Origin of the sequence: Micromonospora krabiensis (assembly GCF_900091425.1) — a bacterium.
Lineage (GTDB): Bacteria > Actinomycetota > Actinomycetes > Mycobacteriales > Micromonosporaceae > Micromonospora > Micromonospora krabiensis.
Window position 1 is genome coordinate 2,303,168 of sequence record NZ_LT598496.1, and the last position, 13,351, is coordinate 2,316,518.

A 13,351-nucleotide genomic window follows, 5' to 3' on the forward strand; every position below is an offset into this window, starting at 1 on the left:
GTCGAACTCAGACCAGGACCTCGGCCGGTGCCGGGTGGCTGAGGAACGCGGTGGGACTGGCGGTCAGACCGTACGCGCCGGCCTGGAAGAGCACGACGAGGTCGCCGACCTCGGCCCGGGGCAGGGCGACGTTGTCGCCCAGCAGGTCCAGCGGGGTGCACAGGCACCCGACCACGGTCACCGGCTCCCCTGCCTCGGCGCCCCAGCGGTTGCCGACGGCGATCGGGTAGTTGCGCCGGATCACCTGCCCGAAGTTGCCCGACGCGGCGAGCTGGTGGTGCAGCCCGCCGTCGACCACCAGGTACGTCCGGCCGCGTGACTCCTTGCGGTCCACCACCCGGGTCACGTAGACGCCGCTCTCGCCGACGAGGTAGCGACCCAGCTCGACGACGACCCGGGCGTCCGGCAGCGCCGACCGGATCGGCCCTTCGACCAGCGTCGCCAGGTTGGCGCCCACGGCGGCGAGGTCGAGCGGCTGGTCCTTCTCGAAGTACGGGATGCCGAAGCCGCCGCCGAGGTTGAGGTAGCGGACCGGCAGCGGGGACTCCTCGGCCAGCCGCAGCATCAGCTCGACCGTCTGCCGCTGCGCCTGGCAGATGCTCTCCGCCCGCAGGTTCTGCGAGCCGGCGAAGACGTGGAAGCCGAGGAGGTCCAGGTCGGCGTCGGCGAGCTCCTTCAGCAGCGCGGGCACCCGCTCGGCGTCGATCCCGAACTGCTGCGGGCCGCCACCGAGCCGCATGCCGGACCCTTTGACGGAGAAGTCGGGGTTGACCCGGATCGCGACGCGGGGCCGGATGCCGAGCCGGTTGCCGGCGGCGAGGACGCGCCGCGCCTCGTTCTCCGACTCCATCTCAATGGTCACGCCGGCGGCGACGGCCTGGCTCAGCTCGGCGTCGGACTTGCCCGGGCCGGCGAAGCTCACCCGGTCGGCCGGCATGGTCGTGTCCAGCGCCGTCCGCAGCTCCAGACCGGACGCGACGTCGAAGGCGTCCACGAGGCCGCTGAGGTGCTGGACGACGGCGGGCATCGGGTTCGCCTTCACCGCGTAGCTGAGGCTCACCGCCGTGGGCAGCGTGTCACGCAGCAGCCGCACCCGGTCGGTCAGCATCGCCCGGTCGTACGCGAAGAACGGGGTGGCGCCGACCCGTTCGGCGAGCCGGTCGACGGGGATGCCGCCGACGACGAGCGCGCCGGAACGGCCCTCGAAGGCGGCCAGGGCGGGGTGGGTCACCTGATCACTTCCTCGCGGATGAGGTTGCGGTCGAACTTGCCGTTCGGGTTGCGGGGCAGGGAGTCCCGCCGCACGATCTGCTTCGGCACCATGTAGAGGGGCAGCCGCTTGCGCAGCTCGGCCCGCAGCTCGGCCTCCTGGACGTCACCCTTCGCGGGTGGGCTCACGACGAGCACGACGTGCTGCCCGATGCGGGGGTCGTCGACGCCCAGCGCCACGGCGTCGCCGACCAGGCCGGTCTCGTACGCGACCTCCTCGATCTCGGCCGGGCTGACCCGGTAACCCGAGGTCTTGATCATCTCGTCGTTGCGTCCGACAAAGTACAGGAATCCCTCGTGGTCGCGCCGGACGATGTCGCCGGACCAGACCGCGATCTCGGGGCGGAGCGCGCCCTCGGCGGCGGGCAGCGGGCGGAACCGCTTCGCGGTCCGTTCCGGGTCGTTCCAGTAGCCCAGGGCGACGAGCGGCCCGCGGTGCACCAGCTCGCCCTCCTCTCCCGGGTCGGCGAGGCTTCCGTCGGGTCGGACGACCAGGATCTCCACGTTGGGGATCGCCTTGCCGATGGAGTCGGGCCGCCGGTCGACCTCGTCCGGGTCGAGGTAGGTGGAGCGGAACGCCTCGGTCAGCCCGTACATCAGGTAGGGCCGGGCCGCCGGGAAGAGCTGGCGCAGACGGTCGAGGGTGGCCTTCGGCATCCGGCCGCCCGTGTTGGCGACGTAGCGCATCCGTCGGGTCGCCTCGTCCGGCCACCGCTGCTCGGCCAACTGGAGCCACAGCGGCGGCACGCAGGTGAGGCCGGTGACGCCGTGCGTGGCGCAGGCCTTCACGACGTCGCCGGGGAGCAGGTAGTTGTGCAGCACGACGTGGGCGCCGACCAGGAACCCGGTGGTCAGCTGGCTGAACCCGGCGTCGAAGCTCAACGGCAGCGCGGCGAGGAGCACGTCGTCCGGGCCGTTGCCCAGGTAGTGGCTGACGCTCTCGGCGCCGGCCACGAGGTTGCGGTGCGACAGCACGACGCCCTTGGGCCGGCCCGTGCTGCCGGACGTGTAGAGGATCGCCGCCGGGTCGACGTCGACCACGGCCACCTCGGGTGGCTCGGCGGGGCCGGCGACCAGGTCGTCCCAGGTGGACACGGAGTGGCGGGTGGTGGTGGTCGCCGGCGGAGGCCCGACCACCACGACGTGCTCCACCGACTTGACGTCGGTCAACTCGTCGGCCAGCAGGTCGAGCCGCTCGGCGGTGGTGACCAGCACGCGTACGGCGCAGTCGGCGAGGATGTGGCCCACCTGCCGGGGGCGCAGCAGCGGGTTCACCGGGACGAAGACGCCGCCCGCGGCCGAGGTGCCGAAGACCGCCTCGACGGTCTCCAGCCGCTTGTCGAGGTAGACGGCCACCCGCTCACCGCGCCGCAGGCCCAGGCGCGCCAGCCCGCCGGCCACGGCGGCGACGTTGCGCCGCAGCTCGCCGTAGGTCAGGGTGCGGTCCCGCGCGGTCAGCGCCGGCGCGTCGGCGGGCCGCCGGCCGGTTCCGGCCAGGATGTCGTGCAGGGCCGTGCGCATCGCGGGTCTCCCTCTCGTCGGACCGGGTTCACCAGCTGACACAGGTCAACTCGCTGTACAGGTAGTCGACGTCGTCGGGTTCGAGGTCCGCGCCGCGGAACATCTTGCGGCGTGGCGACGCCAGCATGACCGAGCCGGGTGGGCGCTCGCCGACCACCCGCAGCTCGGCGAGGGTCGCCGCGACGCCGTGCCGGGTCAGGAGGTGCCGGCCCAGCGGCCGGGCCAGCCGGTGGAAGAGCGCGCGGTTGCTCACGTACAGGATCGAGGCGAAGAGCGGCAGGCCCTTGCGACGGTCCTTGCGGAACACGACGTAGCAGTGTTCGTCGCCGTGGACGAGCACCAGGTGCCGCGCGGCGGTCTCCACGTGGTCCCGGTAGATCTCCAACTCCGACGGGTTCAGCGTCGCCTCGATGCGGGCCGGGTCGGCGCTGACGACGGTCCGGCCGGGCCAGGTCGGCCAGGGGGCGTTCGGCATCAGGGCCGTGGCCGTGTCGAGGAAGCGGAAGCCCAGCCGCTCGTTGAGCGGCACCACGTTCCCGCTGGGCGACAGGTCGGTGAAGTGGTAGCCGTCCTGCGCCAGCAGGGCCTTCAACAGCCGCAGGCCGTGGAACCGGTACTCCGGCAGCACGCACCAGGCGCCCAGGTTGCAGAACCGCTCGGCCCGGCCGTCGCGCCAGCGCTGCGAGTAGAAGGCGAGGTGGACGCCGACGACGTCGTCGTCGGCCCGCAGCAGGAAGCCGTGGTTGGGCGCGTCGACCTTCCACGGCACGTCCATGGCGCGCGCCCAGGCCTCGGCCGACACCCGGTGGTTGAGCTGCCGGTGGAGGAAGTCCGCCGCCACCTGCCGCTCCGCCGCCGTGATGGGGAGCACCCGCACCGGCATCTACGTCCCCATCCTCGATTTCCCGTGCCCCGCGCGCCGGCGGTGACACCGCCGGCAGTTTCCCGGCGAACGACATCGTGCAGGGTTTGGCCCGGTCGGCACTGCCAGCTTTCCGTCAGTTAGCAACGCTTCCCGGCGCGACTGCGTCAACTGGTCGGTCAGTCAGAGCACCGGATCGGGGGCCGCGCCTCAGCCGTCCGGCCCAACGGCGGAGGACGATGCGACGGCGGCCACTGTCCACCTCCGACGGTCCGGCCGTCGAACGGACACGTGGAAAGATACCGACACCCCTGATACGAGCGATGCTCTTGTCTTCCGAGCGGGCGGTCCGGCAGTGTTCCTGCCGTCGTCGTGCACGTCGGACGAGAGAAAGTGGTCCTCGCTGTGAAGGGTCGGCCGCACGTCACCATCCTCGTCGCCAATCTCCCCGCCGAGCGTGACCGGCGCGTCATCCGCGAATGCCTCAGCCTTGAGGCCAACGGTTTCGACGTGACGGTGATCGCGCCTCGCGGGGACAGGAATCTCCGAATTCTGCCGGGAAGCAGAAACACCCGACTCAAGCCGTATCCGTTGATTGTCACCGGATCGGGGGTGCTGTCGTTCGCGGCGGAGTTCGTCTGGTCGTTCCTGTGCATCACGATTCGACTGTTCGGTGAGCTTTTCCGCGGGCGGGCACACGGAGTTCAGGTCTGCAACCCGCCCGACATCTATTTCCCGCTCGCGGTGATCTGGCGTGCGCTCGGGCGCCCCTGGGTGTTCGACCACCACGACCTCTGCCCCGAGATCTACGCCGCCCGTGCCGGCGGATCCGCCAACCGGTGGGTCTTCCGTACCCTGGTCCTGCTGGAGTGGCTCACCCTGCGCACCGCCACGGCCGTGTTCGCGACCAACGAGTCGTTCCGGGAGAACGCCCTTCAGCGTGGCGTCCGGCCGGAGAAGCTGACGGTGGTCCGCAACGGCCCGGCCGCGCACGAGATCGCCCGCGGCGACTCCCCCGCCGACGAGACCGCCGCCGAGGACGTCCACACCATCGCCTACGTGGGCGTCTTCGGCCCGCAGGACAACGTCGAGGTCGCCGTGCTCGCCGCCGAGGAGCTGGCCCGCCGGCGCAGCCGCCGCGACTGGCGGATGGTCCTGGCCGGTGACGGCGAGAGCATGGACGCCCTCACCAAGCTCGCCGCCGAACGCGGGCTCCACGACCTGGTCGAGTTCGCCGGCTGGCTCGACGGCCCGTCCGTCGACGCGCTGCTGCGTACGGCCACCGTCGCGATCCAGCCGGACCTGCCGACCCGGATGAACGACCTGTCCACGATGGCGAAGACCGTCGAGTACCTCGGCCGGGGCGTCCCGGTCGTCGCCGTCGACCTGATCGAGACCCGGCGGACCGCCGGGGAGGCCGCCCGGTACCTGCCGACCGGATCGCCGGCCGAGTTCGCCGAGGCCATCGACGAGCTGCTCGACGACGCCGCGCAGCGGGACCGGATGCGCGGCACCGGCCTGGACCGCTTCGCCACCATGCTCGCCTGGGAGCACCAGGCGCGGCAGTACGTCTCCGTCTGGCGCCGCCTGCTGGCCCGCCGCCTGCCGGAACCGGCCACCACGCCCTCCCCTGTGGAGGGTCGGCGGGCCAGCGTCGTCATCGCGGCGCACAACGAGGCCGACGTCATCGGCCGCTGCCTCGACACCCTGCTGGCGGACGCGCGCGACGGCGAGTTCGACGTCACCGTCGTCGCCAACGGCTGCACCGACGGGACCGCGCGGGTGGCGGGCGGCCGCCCCGGCGTCCGCGTCGTCGAGCTCGACGTCGCCAGCAAGCCGGCGGCCCTCAACGCCGGCGACGGGGTCGCGGTCGGCTTTCCCCGCGTCTACCTGGACGCCGACGTCGTGGTGACGACGGAGAGCCTGCGGCTCCTCGCCGACGCCGTGGGCCCGAGCACCGACGAGCCCACCGGACGCCCGCTCGCGGCCGTGCCCCGCCGGGCGCTCGACCTGACCCGCCGGCCCCTGCCGGTGCGCGCCTACTACGCGGTGCACCGGCACCTGCCCGCGCTGCGGAACGGCCTCTTCGGGCGGGGCGCGATCGCCCTGTCCGCCGCCGGCCGGGACCGGTTCGAGAGCTTCCCCGACGTGCTGGCCGACGACCTGTTCCTCGACTCCCTGTTCGAGCCGGCCGAGAAGCGGGAGGTCGCCGGGGCGACCTCCGTCGTGGCCACACCGCGCCACGTCGACGACCTGGTACGCCGGCTGACGCGGGTGCGCGCCGGCAACGCCGCGATGCGCGCGGCCGCCGCGCACGACACGGCATCCGAGGGCGTACGCGACGCGGACCGCCGCTCGTGGCTGCGCGACGTCGTCCTGCCCCGGCCGTGGCTGGCACCCGCCGCCGTCTGCTACGTCCTCATCACCCTGACGGCGGCGGCCCGGGCCCGACGGGCGGACCCGGGCACCTGGGAACGCGACCAGTCGTCCCGGGAGGTGCCGAAGCCCCGCATCGGCGGTATCGACGAGCTGGTCCGGACCGGCGACACACACGGGAGCGAACGACGGTGACGAGCCACGTCCTGAACATCTGCTTCCACGGGATCGGCGAGCCCGGGCGGGAGCTGGAGCCCGGCGAGGACCGGTACTGGGTCACCCACGACCAGTTCCTGGCGATCCTCGACGAGGTGGCGGCATGGCCGGCCGTGCGGATCAGCTTCGACGACGGCAACGACTCGGACCTGCGGATCGGGCTGCCCGCCCTGCGCGACCGGAACCTCACGGCGGACTTCTTCGTGCTGGCCGGTCGCCTGGGCGAGCCCGGCAGCCTCGACGCGGACGGCGTACGCGAGCTGCGCCGCAACGGCATGACGATCGGCACGCACGGCCTGGCGCACCGGTCGTGGCGCGGCATGGACCGCGCCACCGTCCAGGACGAGCTGGTGGTGGCCCGGGACCGGCTGGTCGCGGCGACCGGTGGCGCTCCGGTCGATCTCGCCGCCTGCCCCCTGGGCCGCTATGACCGCCGGCTGCTCGCCCAGCTCCGGCACCTCGGCTACACGCGGGTGTTCACCAGCGACCGCCGGGCGGCGCATGCGGCGGCATGGCTTCAGCCGCGGTTCAGCGTCCGCCGGGCGGACACGCCGGCATCGCTGCGCGCCGAGGTGCTGACGCGGCCGGGTCCGCTCCGCCGCGGCCGACTGGCGGCGACCGGGATCGCCAAACGACTCCGCTGACCGCCCCGTCAGCCGGCCAGCGCGCGGACGGTGTGCGGGCCGGGCGTCTCCCGGAACCTGGCGGGGCTCATCAGCGCCCGCACGGCGGCCTGGCTGGGACGCCGGCGCAGCAGCGCCCGGCTCAACTCCCGCAGGAGCAGCGCCGCCCAGAAGGCCGCGGTGGCGACGCGGCCGTGCCGCCGCCGGAAGAGCCGCACCCGGTTGAGGGTGAGCAGCGCCCACAGGCCCGGTGACACCCGGGAGTCGCCCTCCAGGTGCATCGCCGTGGCGGCGGGCGTGAACCGGGTGGCGAGGCCGACGTCACCGGCCCGCAGCGCGAAGTCGGTCTCCTCCGAGTAGAGGAAGAAGCTCTCCTCCCAGGGCGCGCACCGGCGCCAGCACTCGGCGCTGATGAGCAGCGTGGAGCCCTCCGCCCAGGCGGTGACCGCCTCGCTGGCGTACCGACGGTGGTCGGTGACCACCTCGCCGAGCGCGGGACGGCGACCGGCCCGCTCCGCACCGAGCAGCGCGTCGCCGAGGACCCGCAGGATGCTCGGCTCGCGCCGCATCGTGTAGATCAGGTCGCCGTCGCCGTCGACGAGACGCGGCACCGCGATCCCGGTGCCCGGCGACCGCAGCACCCGCAGCAGTTCCCGGCCGCAGCCGGGACCCAGCCGGACGTCCGGGTTGAGCACGAGCACCGCGCCGTGCGGCCCGGCGGCGGCCACCCCGGCGTTGATGCCCGCCGCGTAGCCGGCGTTGCGGCCCATCTCCACGACGGTCGCGGCCGGGGCGAGCCGGCGCACCGTCTCCACCGTGGCGTCGACGGACGCGTTGTCGGCGACCGTCAGGTGCCAGTCGAGGCCGTCGAGCCCCGGCCCCAGCGAGGCGATCAGGTCGGCCAGGAACCGCTCGCTGTTGTAGGTGACCACCACCACGGCGATGGTGTCGTCGCTGCCGCTCAAGCCCGCTCCTCAGACCGTGTGGACGCACGCGACCTCGATCCTGCACCGGTCGCGTGAGCGCGGAAAGGCGCCGGCGGACGAACTCCTGTCCACTACCCGTCAGCGGCGCCCGGCCCTTCGGCCGGCACCCGGCGCCGAGCGGTCGCCGGGCCGGCGGCGGACGATCAGGCGGGCAGCTCCAGCACGTATTCCTCCACCTCGTGACCGCGGCCCGCCGCGTAGCCCCGGTCCTCGCCACGGACGACGAACCCGCACTTGCGCAGCACCGCGAGCGACCCGTGGTTGTCCTTCGCCGCACGCGCGTGCACCGGACGCTGCGGCACCTCCCGCAGCAGGGCGGCGAGCGCGTCGGTGGCGTAGCCGCGCCCCCAGCACTCCCGGTCGATCCAGTAGCTGACCTCGGTCTGCTCGCCGACCGGGAACGCGGCCACGTAGCCGACCACGGCGCCGTCGACGGTGACCGTGCGGTTGACGATCGCCGGGTCGGTGCGGATGCGCTGCCAGTGGGCGGCGAACTCGGCGTGGTCGTCCGGGTCCTCCGCGGTGAAGGCGGCCATCCGGACCGCGACCGGGTCGCGCTGGAGGCGGTAGAAAATCGGCAGGTCGTCGTCGCGCACCGGGCGCAGGCGCAGGTCAGGGGTCACGGTCCCGAGGATAGGGCGACCCACCGACAATCCGGCGCGGCGTGTCCGGGACACCGCCATGATCGCGCTCGAGCACGGAAGTAGTGGCCTCCCACGCGGTGGGAGGCCACTACTTGCGCGTTACAGCGCGCTCTTCCTGCCGGTCTCCGGGCGGGAAATGCCGGTGGGCGGGCCCGGTCGCGCCCACAATGATCTGGTCGAGCACTGGGAGGGCTGATGGACCGACCCGTCGTGGCGGGAGTGGACGGATCGCCGGCGAGTCTCGCCGCCGCGGAGGAGGCCGCCCGGGAGGCGCAGCTCCGCGACCGGCCGCTGCACCTCGTGCACGGGTTCCTGCACCCGCTCGGCTACGGGGTGCCGATCAACCCGTACGACCTCGGGCTGCCGGCACCGGCCGACACCGGGCAGGCCATGCTTGAGCAGGCCGCGAACGACCTGGCCGACCGGTGGCCCGGGCTGCGGACCGAGGCCCGGCAGGTCGCCGGCGGACCGGGCGCCACCCTGATCGAGGAGTCACGCCGGGCCGAGCTGGTCGTGGTGGGCAGCCGGGGACACGGTGGCTTCACCGGCCTGCTGCTCGGCTCGGTCAGCGGCCAGGTCGCCGCGCACGCCCACTGCCCCGTGCTGGTGGTCCGCCCGGCCGACCAGCCGGTGCCGACGCGGGGACCGGTGCTGGTGGGCGTCGACGGCTCCGAGCCGGCCGAACTCGCCGTCGGCTACGCCGCCGACGAGGCCGTACGGCGCGGCACGGAGCTGCTGCTCGTCCACGCGGCACCGGCCGACGGCGCGGCGGACTCCTCCGGCCTGCCCGGAACCCAACCGGAGGCGCTGCTCGACACGGCGGTGGCGGCGGCCCGGGGCAGCCATCCCGGGCTGAGCGTGACCGGCCGGACGACCCGGGGCACCTCCCCCGGGCAGGCGCTGGTGGACGCGAGCGCGGAGGCGGCGCTGGTGGTGGTCGGCACCCGGGGCCGGGGTGGCTTCACCGGCCTCCTGCTCGGCTCGGTGAGCCAGGCAGTCGTGCAGCACGCCCACTGCCCCGTGCTCGTCGCCCACCCGTACCGCCAGGGCGACTGACCGCGGCGCGCCGACGGCGCCGGTCGCGCGCCGCCCGGGGCCGCGGGCGCCCGGCCACCGGCGTGACTCCGCGCCCGGCACTCCGTCCGCCGCAGCCCCGTCAACCGGTGGGCGGCAGCGCCGTCGGGTAGCCGTACAGGTCGAGCAGCCGGCACCGGGCGGCGTGCAGCCGGTCCACGACCACGCTCATGAAGCGGCTGGTGAGCTGCCGGCCCAAAGCGTCGTCGGACTCCATCAACCGGCGCACGCCGGCGGCGGTGAACTCGATCGCGGTGCTGCGCTGCCCGGCGACCGCGCCGAACTGCCACCGGTAGGGCGGGAAGAGCCACGACCAGCCCAGTACGCCGCCGGCGCCGATCGTCTCGATCTCCACGTCGCCCCGGCCGGGGACGGCGAAGTCGAGGGTCACCTGCCCGCCCCGGACCAGCCAGAACCGTTCGGCCGGCTGTTCGGCGCGGAACAGTCGGTGCCCGGGGTGCCAGACCACCGGCCGGGCGTAGCTGGCCAGCGGCGGCAGCCACGCCTCGGGCAGCCCGGCGAGGAAAGGGTGGGCGCGGAGCACGTCGAGAGTGGTCATCGCGGAGTCTCCCGTCCGGTCGCCGTGGGCTGCGGGCACGCCCGGCGGGCGGCCGCAGCGGTCGCCCACCCATTGCACCGCTTCCGGTGCCCCGGACGGCAGGGGCCGTTGGGCCCGCTTTTGGCGGCAGGCCCGTTGGATCCGCCCTGGCCGGCGGCGCTACTCCTCCGCCTCGGCGTGGTGAGGCTCCCCCGTCGACGAGCAGCGGCCGCGGGCATGCGGCCCGGCAGCGGCGGGGCGGGACCAACGGCCCGGAATCGGGGACGAGTGACCCTGACCGGCACCGACGCTCCGGAGCAGGCTGGAGCCGGACGAAGGAGGTAGTCATGACCATCAACACCGGTGCGCCGGTCGTGGTCGGCGTGGACGGTTCGGCCGCCGCCCTGGACGCGGTCCGGGTGGCCGCGCGGGAGGCCGGCCTCCGGAGCCGTCCGCTGCGGGTGGTGCACGCGTTCGCCTGGCCGCTGGTCGCCGCGCCCCTCGGACCGGCGCCGTTCACCCCGCCGACCGCAGGGCTGCGTGGCCAGGCCGAGGAGTACGTCGCCGAAGCCGTCGCCGAGGCCGGCAAGATCGCGCCGGAGGTGCCGGTGAGCGGCGTGGTGGTCGACGGGGCGCCGACGTCGGTGCTGCTGGACGAGGCCCGTGCGGCGGCGCTGGTGGTGCTCGGGCAGCGTGGTCTGGGCGGCTTCGCCGGGCTGCTGGTCGGCTCGGTCACCGTGCAGGTGTCCGCCCGGGCGGGGTGCCCGGTGCTGGTCGTCCGCGGTGAGGCGCGGGCCGACGGCCCGGTGGTGGTGGGTGTCGACGGCTCCGACCTCTCCGCCGAGGCGGTCGGTTTCGCGTTCGAGGAGGCCGCCCGCCGGTCCGCCCCGCTGGTCGCGGTGCACGCCTGGCTCTACCCGGCGCCGCTCGCCCCCGGCGACCTGGTTCCGCTGGTCTACGACCTGGCGGAGCTCGACGCCGAGGAGCATCGGGTGCTGGCCGAGAGCCTCGCCGGTTGGGCGCAGCGGTACCCGGAGGTGCCGGTGCGGCGGCGGTTGGTGCGGGGCTCCCCCGCGCAGGCGCTGGTGGAGGAGTCCCGAACGGCCCAGCTCGTGGTCGTCGGGGCACACGGTCGCGGCGCGCTCGGCGGTCTGCTGCTCGGTTCGGTGAGCCACACGGTCCTGCACCACGCCCACTCCCCGCTGGCCGTCGTCCGCCACCGGCCCGCACCGACGCGGTAGCGCCGGTGCGGACAGCGCCCCGGGGGCCGTGCCGCCCGGAGCCGTGCCGCCCCGGACGGTGGCTTCCCCGGTCGCGGTCGATGGTGCCCTCCGGGCGGTCCGGTGGAGGGCACCACGACCGGACCGGCACGGTCAGCGGTCGGCGCGGCCGAGCAGGTCCTCGAAGCTGGTCGTCAGGGCGAACGGGTCGACCGGCCCGGTCGACGGCGGCCGGCGGTGGATCTCCTCGGCCAGCTCGCCGGCGGCCCGCTCGATGCGACGCCGCAGCGCCCCGTCGGCCGCCTCGCCGGACCAGTCCTCCGGCGCGGCGAAGACCGCGGTGGGCATGACCACGGCGTGCAGGTACGCGAACAGTGGCCGCAGCCCGTGCTCCAACGCGAGCGAGTGGCGTGCGGTGCCGCCGGTCGCGGCGATCAGCACCGGCCGGGCGGCCAGCGCCTCGGTGTCGATCAGGTCGAAGAACGACTTGAACAGGCCGTTGTAGGAGGCGTTGAAGATCGGGCTGACGGCGATCAGCCCGTCCGCGCCGGTGACCGTGTCGAGCACCTCCCGCAGCGACTCCGACGGGAAGCCGGTGAGCAGGTGGTTGACCACGTCGTGGGCGTGCTCACGCAGGTCGACCGGGTAGAGCCGGACCGACTCGCCCCGCCCGACCAGCTCGTCGCGGGTGGCCCCGGCGAGCTGGTCGGCGAGCAGCCGGGTCGACGACGGCAGGCTGAGCCCGGCCGAGACCACGGCGAGCGTACGGGCGGTCATCGGGCCCCCTCGGGCGCCTTGCCGGTCACGTCGTCGACGGCGTGGACGGTGCTGTCCTTGGCGCCGCCCGCCGCGGCCACCAGCGAGGCGTGGGTCGGTGCCTCCGGCACGTGCGCCGGGCGCAGCGACTCGAACTCCTTGCGCAACACCGGGACGACCTCCTCACCCAACAGGTCGAGCTGCTCCAGCACGGTCTTCAGCGGCAGGCCGGCGTGGTCGACGAGGAACAGCTGCCGCTGGTAGTCGCCGACGTAGTCCCGGAAACCCAGGGTGCGGTCGATGACCTGCTGCGGGCTGCCCACGGTCAGCGGCGTCTGGGAGGTGAACTCCTCCAGCGACGGCCCGTGCCCGTAGACCGGCGCGTTGTCGAAGTAGGGCCGGAACTCGCGGACCGCGTCCTGCGACTTCCGGCGCATGAACACCTGCCCACCGAGGCCGACGATGGCCTGGTCGGCCGACCCGTGACCGTAGTGCGCGAAGCGCTGCCGGTAGAGCCCGATCATGCGCTGCGTGTGCTCCTTGGGCCAGAAGATGTGGTTGGCGAAGAATCCGTCGCCGTAGTACGCGGCCTGCTCGGCGATCTCCGGGCTGCGGATCGAGCCGTGCCACACGAACGGCGGGACGCCGTCGAGCGGACGCGGGGTCGAGGTGAACGACTGCAGCGGGCTGCGGAAGCGACCCTTCCAGTCCACCACGTCCTCCCGCCACAGCCGGCGCAGCAGGTCGTAGTTCTCGATGGCGAGCGGAATCCCGTTGCGGATGTCCTGCCCGAACCACGGGTAGACCGGCCCGGTGTTGCCGCGCCCCATCATGAGGTCGACGCGACCGCCGGCCAGGTGCTGGAGCATGGCGTAGTCCTCCGCGATCTTCACCGGGTCGTTGGTGGTGATCAGCGTGGTGGAGGTGGAGAGCAGCAGCCGCTCCGTGCGCGCCGCGATGTAGCCCAGCATCGTCGTGGGCGACGAGGGCACGAAGGGCGGGTTGTGGTGCTCGCCCATGGCGAAGACGTCGAGCCCGACCTCCTCGGCCTTCAACGCGATGGTCACCATCGCCTTGATCCGCTCATGCTCGGTCGGCTCGCGACCGTTCGTCGGGTCGACCGTGACGTCGCCGACGGTGAAGACTCCGAACTGCATGACCGCTCCTCGGGTTGTCCGCCGGAACCATGGCGGCCCCGGACGTACCCGACAACATATTTGCCGTGTCAATAATTCCACTCGCAAGGGTCTCGGCAGTGGCCCAGAT

12 protein-coding genes are annotated in these 13,351 nt (G+C 73.7%); 4 read left to right on the top strand and 8 right to left on the bottom strand.

Annotated features, from left to right (window positions below):
* Positions 1 to 7 precede the first annotated feature (7 nt).
* The 3 genes from GA0070620_RS10140 to GA0070620_RS10150 are packed head-to-tail and all read right to left on the bottom strand — an operon-like array spanning position 8 to position 3,673.
* Complete coding sequence (locus GA0070620_RS10140) at positions 8 to 1,231, bottom strand: pyridoxal-dependent decarboxylase, exosortase A system-associated (protein ID WP_091589623.1); 1,224 nt, start codon at positions 1,229 to 1,231, stop codon at positions 8 to 10.
* Complete coding sequence (locus GA0070620_RS10145) at positions 1,228 to 2,790, bottom strand: acyl-CoA ligase (AMP-forming), exosortase A system-associated (protein ID WP_091589624.1); 1,563 nt, start codon at positions 2,788 to 2,790, stop codon at positions 1,228 to 1,230. Before GA0070620_RS10145 ends, GA0070620_RS10140 begins: the two co-directional genes overlap by 4 nt.
* Positions 2,791 to 2,818: 28 nt before the next feature.
* Complete coding sequence (locus GA0070620_RS10150) at positions 2,819 to 3,673, bottom strand: GNAT family protein (protein WP_172836409.1); 855 nt, start codon at positions 3,671 to 3,673, stop codon at positions 2,819 to 2,821.
* 384 nt (positions 3,674 to 4,057) lie between these two features.
* On the opposite strand from GA0070620_RS10150, the gene GA0070620_RS33530 reads away from it, so the two are divergent.
* Positions 4,058 to 6,223 (top strand): glycosyltransferase, encoded by a 2,166-nt coding sequence (locus tag GA0070620_RS33530; RefSeq protein ID WP_269456579.1) that lies wholly within the window; start codon positions 4,058 to 4,060, stop codon positions 6,221 to 6,223.
* A complete protein-coding gene (locus GA0070620_RS10160) occupies positions 6,220 to 6,888 on the top strand; it encodes a polysaccharide deacetylase family protein (protein WP_091589625.1) in 669 nt (222 codons plus the stop codon). Before GA0070620_RS33530 ends, GA0070620_RS10160 begins: the two co-directional genes overlap by 4 nt.
* Before the next feature lie 8 nt (positions 6,889 to 6,896).
* Here GA0070620_RS10160 and GA0070620_RS10165 read toward each other — a convergent pair whose 3' ends face one another.
* Together GA0070620_RS10165 and GA0070620_RS10170 are read right to left on the bottom strand one after the other, a co-directional pair.
* A complete protein-coding gene (locus GA0070620_RS10165; RefSeq protein ID WP_091589626.1) occupies positions 6,897 to 7,832 on the bottom strand; it encodes a glycosyltransferase in 936 nt (311 codons plus the stop codon).
* Between the two features lie 164 nt (positions 7,833 to 7,996).
* Positions 7,997 to 8,476, bottom strand: a complete 480-nt coding sequence (locus tag GA0070620_RS10170; protein ID WP_172836410.1) for a GNAT family N-acetyltransferase — start codon at positions 8,474 to 8,476, stop codon at positions 7,997 to 7,999.
* A gap of 216 nt (positions 8,477 to 8,692) precedes the next feature.
* Between GA0070620_RS10170 and GA0070620_RS10175 the strand changes: the two genes are divergently transcribed.
* Positions 8,693 to 9,553 carry a universal stress protein gene (locus GA0070620_RS10175; protein ID WP_091589628.1) on the top strand — a complete coding sequence of 287 codons (861 nt, stop codon included), beginning with the start codon at positions 8,693 to 8,695 and terminating at the stop codon, positions 9,551 to 9,553.
* A 100-nt stretch (positions 9,554 to 9,653) separates the two neighbouring features.
* Here GA0070620_RS10175 and GA0070620_RS10180 read toward each other — a convergent pair whose 3' ends face one another.
* On the bottom strand, positions 9,654 to 10,130 hold the full coding sequence (locus GA0070620_RS10180; protein ID WP_091589629.1) for a cyclic nucleotide-binding domain-containing protein: 477 nt from the start codon (positions 10,128 to 10,130) through the stop codon (positions 9,654 to 9,656).
* A 326-nt stretch (positions 10,131 to 10,456) separates the two neighbouring features.
* Between GA0070620_RS10180 and GA0070620_RS10185 the strand changes: the two genes are divergently transcribed.
* Positions 10,457 to 11,350 (top strand): universal stress protein, encoded by an 894-nt coding sequence (locus GA0070620_RS10185; protein ID WP_091589630.1) that lies wholly within the window; start codon positions 10,457 to 10,459, stop codon positions 11,348 to 11,350.
* A 132-nt stretch (positions 11,351 to 11,482) separates the two neighbouring features.
* On the opposite strand, the gene GA0070620_RS10190 is transcribed toward GA0070620_RS10185, so the two are convergent.
* Positions 11,483 to 12,106 carry an FMN reductase gene (locus GA0070620_RS10190; protein WP_091589631.1) on the bottom strand — a complete coding sequence of 208 codons (624 nt, stop codon included), beginning with the start codon at positions 12,104 to 12,106 and terminating at the stop codon, positions 11,483 to 11,485.
* Positions 12,103 to 13,242 carry an LLM class flavin-dependent oxidoreductase gene (locus tag GA0070620_RS10195; protein WP_091589632.1) on the bottom strand — a complete coding sequence of 380 codons (1,140 nt, stop codon included), beginning with the start codon at positions 13,240 to 13,242 and terminating at the stop codon, positions 12,103 to 12,105. Before GA0070620_RS10195 ends, GA0070620_RS10190 begins: the two co-directional genes overlap by 4 nt.
* Positions 13,243 to 13,351 lie beyond the last annotated feature (109 nt).

What these genes read in the sequence shown, in the direction of transcription:
- GA0070620_RS10150 (WP_172836409.1), bottom strand. Translation starts at nt 3,673, where the DNA reads ATGCCGGTGCGGGTGCTCCCCATCACGGCGGCGGAGCGGCAGGTGGCG.
- GA0070620_RS10185 (WP_091589630.1), top strand. Translation starts at nt 10,457, where the DNA reads ATGACCATCAACACCGGTGCGCCGGTCGTGGTCGGCGTGGACGGTTCG.
- GA0070620_RS10175 (WP_091589628.1), top strand. Translation starts at nt 8,693, where the DNA reads ATGGACCGACCCGTCGTGGCGGGAGTGGACGGATCGCCGGCGAGTCTC.
- GA0070620_RS10180 (WP_091589629.1), bottom strand. Translation starts at nt 10,130, where the DNA reads ATGACCACTCTCGACGTGCTCCGCGCCCACCCTTTCCTCGCCGGGCTG.
- GA0070620_RS10145 (WP_091589624.1), bottom strand. Translation starts at nt 2,790, where the DNA reads ATGCGCACGGCCCTGCACGACATCCTGGCCGGAACCGGCCGGCGGCCC.
- GA0070620_RS10190 (WP_091589631.1), bottom strand. Translation starts at nt 12,106, where the DNA reads ATGACCGCCCGTACGCTCGCCGTGGTCTCGGCCGGGCTCAGCCTGCCG.
- GA0070620_RS10195 (WP_091589632.1), bottom strand. Translation starts at nt 13,242, where the DNA reads ATGCAGTTCGGAGTCTTCACCGTCGGCGACGTCACGGTCGACCCGACG.